The following is a 4030-nucleotide window of genomic DNA, read 5'->3' on the forward strand; positions in this document are numbered from 1 at the left end:
GACGCCGACTAGGCCGATCTGGTTCCGCTCACAACTGCCGGTGGCAGTTCGAACTACCTGCCGCGGCGTGACTTGATGATCTCGAGGCGTTCCTTGAGCAGTTCCTCGAGTTGATCGATCGAACGGCGTTCCCGCAGCATGTCCCAGGGTGTGCGCGGCACCTTGACCTTCTTGGGTTCCAGCTCACCACCCTCGATCAGCCTGCCCTCCATGCCGTTGCGGCACTCCCAGGTGCCGGGGATCTCGGCGTCGTCGGCCAAGGGTATGTCGAACTCCTCGCCGTTCTCGGTGCGGTACCGCGCGATTTGACGCGGCGCCAGGTTGTGGGTGCGGTCGGTCTCGTAGCTCACGGCTCCGAGGCGACTGCCCCTCATGAGGCGATCAGCCATCATCAACACTCCTCATCGCACGTATCCCCGCATCTCTGTGCAGGTTACGCCTCGGCCATGCTAGCCATAGCTAACGCCTTCGCGAATCCATCTCTGGTCCCACAAACACGGAAACGGCCAAACTGCTCGATAGTGGAAAGGCCCGCCACCGAAGTGACGGGCCGTTCGTGGTTGGGGTGGTGTGGTTACTCGTCGGCCACCGCATCCAGCCATGAGCGCTGCACGTGCAAACGCCACCCGTCAGTGACCAGCACGACGCCAGGGTTGTCTGGGGCTGTGATTTTGTCGGACAGGGCGACGTCGACGATCTCCGAGGGTGTCGAGGACAGTGTGGCGGCGGCGGTCTCGATCGGCACCGTCACCGGGTCGGTTCGGTCTTCGGGGCCGAAACCGCGACAGCACAGCGTCATTGATGCGGTGCGATAGATGCGGACATCGTCACCGGGCTCGGATAGTAGCGGGTCGCCGTAGCGGTCGCGGATGTAGCGCGCGAGGCGCATCAACGGGGTGTCCATGGCGGTCATTGTGTCAGGCCGTCCACCTGTCGACCTCGCTGGCGGCCGCGATCAACGCCCGGCCCAACTGCAAAGCCTGCCGCAGCGTGAGCGGATCGTCGGCGTGCAGCTGGTGAAACCACGACTCTCCTTATCCCTTTCTCGCCTGGCAGGTCGTTCCCTGGTACGACAGCCAAGGCAGCTGGGCTGCCACGTCCGAACCCCTTTTTCCGAAAAAACGGCTGGCCTGGCTGGCCCGGCGGTGCGGCGTATCGTCTGGCGCTATGGAGACGCACAGCTTCAAGCTCGAGTTGCCCCAGGGGACCACGATAGAGGCTGCGTACTGGGCGGGCTTAAAGCACATCGAGGAGACGCTGAATCTTAAGGCCTACGCGGACTATCGCCCGGTTGGGTCCGAGCCGCACCCAACCATGTCCGGCATGGGTATATGGAGTTACAGCTACAAGGCTTAGCTCTGCTCTGCCTAATCTAACGGGGGGGATTGGGCCGCTGCTCGCTCGTCCAGCAACTGGTCTATCAGCGCGGTACTTGGCGTGCGGTCACACAACTCGCGACAACGCCACGCGCGGGCCAATAGCCGCAGTTCGGCATCGATGATCTCAATGTCACGCACGCCCGGCTCTCCTTCCATGTGCGCGGTGCTCGGTGACGCGGTTGAAGACTCCCGTGCGCGCCGGGCCTTCGATCCTTCTGCCGGTGTTCGCCAGCCTGGCAATGACTATTCCGGCGCGGTTCAGCGGTGTCTGTCCGCCGACCAGCCGGTGCGCGGGATGAATCGCGCGTCCCCCGATTGGGGGACGCGGCGGCAACCGCTACTGGGTAATTCCCTTTAGTGATTTCCTAGGCAGCTGGTAAATGTCGGGTCGTTGGACCAGCACAGAGGCGTCGGCGTCCGCGCGACCGATCAACTATTCAGACGCGGACTGGGGCGATCTGACCGACACGAATACTTGCCGTGGCTCAACGCACCCTGTCGCTTTTTATTTGGGATAAAAGTGCCGCCATCCCGGAAAACGGCCATTTTGCTTTGTGAGGCAGGTTTGAGAACACCTAGAACACTTACATTAAAAAGGAACACCCAGAGCGGTTAATATAACGCCTAATGCCACATAAGTAAATAGTTCCTCTAGAAAGTATAAGCCAGCTAATAGTTCAAAAGGTGGGAGCAAAAAGGAATACGGGATGATTAACTGAGCCAAGGCGGAGACGGCGTTTAGTTGCAAAGATAATTCGTTAATTGCAAAATTGTATATCAGGTCGCCGATGGCGCTGCTAATCGAGCCCGCACTCGCACTCAAGGGCTGCAGCAACGAGGCGTTGGCGGCCTCCGTGGCCGCATACGACCCCGCGCCCGCAGTCAAGTGCTGCACAAACTGCTCGTGCAACGCCGCAGCCTGGGCCGCCTGCGCCTGATAGCCCTGAGCGTGCTGGGAGAACAGGTGCGCGATACCCGCCGACACCTCATCGGCGGCCGCGGGCACCACCGCGACAGTCGGGGCCGCCGCTACCTCGTGCGCCGCGCTGACGTTCGAGCCGATAGCCGCCAAATCCGTTGCCGCCGCAGCCACCATCTCCGGGGCCGCGATCACATACGCCATGTCTGTCCTCCCACCCGCTCGGTAGAGAAATCAGCGGGGCTGGGCAAAAGTATCGGGCGACCTTGTCACGTCTGACGCGAGCGGTCACCTACTCCACTAGTGGGTTTCTGCCGGGCGCCGCCGAGAGTGGGCCGCCCGGGCGATCTGGTTCCCTGCGGCATCGATGGTCTCGATGTCACGCATTTCGCCGAAGCTAAGTAGGCCGGGTGTGGCGCTCAAGTCGCCCGTCAGCGGCGTCCGCTGCGGCGATCAACGCCCTGCCCAGCTTCCGCGCTTCGGCCGGCGTGATGGTCGGGGTGTCGGGACAGTCAATGACGACGTTGCGGTCAACGTGCCCGTCCGCGTACTGCAGCCCGATGACCGATACCACGATATCGGCGCGTCGCCGGTGGTCGGTGGTGTGCTTGATTGTCCACTTCGGGCCGTCGAATGCCCTGAAGGCTGCCCCGGTGGTGTCCCATTCGTCGACCCAGATCGCCCCGGTGGGTGGTACAAGGTTGGGTTTCATGGCTAGCTCGCTTCCGCGATCCCGCGCGCGGCCTCCTGGTAGACGCGGACCGCGCAGCCGTCGTTGGGCTCGACCCACACGCCCTTCGGCAGCTCGGCCTCGGGGATTTCCCAGAGGGTCCCGCTCAACATGCCTCCGCACGGAAAGACCCACATCCATCCGTGCGGGCCTTTTTCCCAGACGACCACGGTGCGCCCGTGCTCCCAGGTGTCCACCATCACGCGCGGCCGCTCCCAGTCGAACAGCGGCTGCTCGAATACCTTCAACAGCGCGTCGACCACCGCCTCGGCCTGCTGGGCCGTTGCCTGCTTTTTTTGGTATATGGGGGCAACTTTGATCTCTGCCACAGCATTGCTCCCTCGGTAGAGCGGGACCTGATGTTTCCAATGCTGTGGCAATGTCACGAGGCGGCCTAGCGTAGTCGGCTACTTGAAAGCCGTATTTCCGTTTAGGGATTGACTAGGCAGCTCGTCACGCCGGGGAAGGTCATCGCAGCCGCCAACCACAGTCCCGTAGCGGTTGCCGCAGTTTCCCCCAATCGGGGGACGCGCGATTCATCCCGCGCACCGGCTGGTCGGCGGACAGACACCGGTGAAATGGGCCGGAATAGTCTTTCCCAGGCTGGCGAAGCCCAGCCTGGCTGAACGGCGGCACCGGGCCGCGCGGGTACAACGCCACCCGTGTGCGTCGTGTACGACGGGCCGGTGTGCCAAACCTCCGGCTGCCACGAATCGAGGGGTGTGGCTGCCGGGCCGGCCATTACCACGGCACGAACCAACATCCCGAGCTCCGAGGAGGTGCGCTGATGACCAGCGAAGACGTTTCCGCGTGGCTGGAGCCCCTGTTCGTGGGGGCCGAGCAGCACCCCGACATCGACTTGTGGGGGCTGATGTCTCAAGCCACCCACCCCCTACCCGAGGTGCCCGAGTCGGATGTGGCCGACCGGCTGGGTGGGTGGCCGGACGTGCCGGACATCGCCCTGGTCGTGGACTGGATCGAGTTCGGCCAGCTGCTCCGCCA

The 4030-nt window shown here is 63.2% G+C and carries 7 protein-coding genes; 1 reads left to right on the top strand and 6 read right to left on the bottom strand.

Annotated features, from left to right (window positions below; translation table 11 throughout):
- Positions 1-53: 53 nt before the first annotated feature.
- The 6 genes from ACLP4W_RS02675 to ACLP4W_RS02700 all read right to left on the bottom strand — a co-directional run bounded on the left by ACLP4W_RS02675 (position 54) and on the right by ACLP4W_RS02700 (position 3357).
- The gene (locus ACLP4W_RS02675) at positions 54-389 is read right to left on the bottom strand and encodes an RNA polymerase-binding protein RbpA (RefSeq protein ID WP_442383865.1); all 336 of its coding nucleotides are present in this window, start codon (positions 387-389) and stop codon (positions 54-56) included.
- A gap of 185 nt (positions 390-574) precedes the next feature.
- The gene (locus ACLP4W_RS02680; protein WP_442383867.1) at positions 575-904 is read right to left on the bottom strand and encodes a hypothetical protein; all 330 of its coding nucleotides are present in this window, start codon (positions 902-904) and stop codon (positions 575-577) included.
- A 463-nt stretch (positions 905-1367) separates the two neighbouring features.
- A complete protein-coding gene (locus tag ACLP4W_RS02685) occupies positions 1368-1517 on the bottom strand; it encodes a hypothetical protein (RefSeq protein WP_442383868.1) in 150 nt (49 codons plus the stop codon).
- A gap of 451 nt (positions 1518-1968) precedes the next feature.
- Positions 1969-2502 carry a PE family protein gene (locus ACLP4W_RS02690; protein WP_442383870.1) on the bottom strand — a complete coding sequence of 178 codons (534 nt, stop codon included), beginning with the start codon at positions 2500-2502 and terminating at the stop codon, positions 1969-1971.
- A gap of 193 nt (positions 2503-2695) precedes the next feature.
- Entirely contained in the window at positions 2696-3010 is a 315-nt protein-coding gene (locus ACLP4W_RS02695) for a hypothetical protein (RefSeq protein ID WP_442383872.1), read from the bottom strand.
- A gap of 2 nt (positions 3011-3012) precedes the next feature.
- Positions 3013-3357 carry a hypothetical protein gene (locus tag ACLP4W_RS02700; protein WP_442383874.1) on the bottom strand — a complete coding sequence of 115 codons (345 nt, stop codon included), beginning with the start codon at positions 3355-3357 and terminating at the stop codon, positions 3013-3015.
- 458 nt (positions 3358-3815) lie between these two features.
- Here ACLP4W_RS02700 and ACLP4W_RS02705 point away from each other — a divergent pair.
- Positions 3816-4030: hypothetical protein (locus ACLP4W_RS02705; RefSeq protein ID WP_442383876.1), on the top strand; the 215-nt coding region annotated here is incomplete at its 3' end.

Source organism: Mycobacterium sp. (assembly GCF_052145595.1).
Classification (GTDB): Bacteria; Actinomycetota; Actinomycetes; order Mycobacteriales; family Mycobacteriaceae; genus Mycobacterium.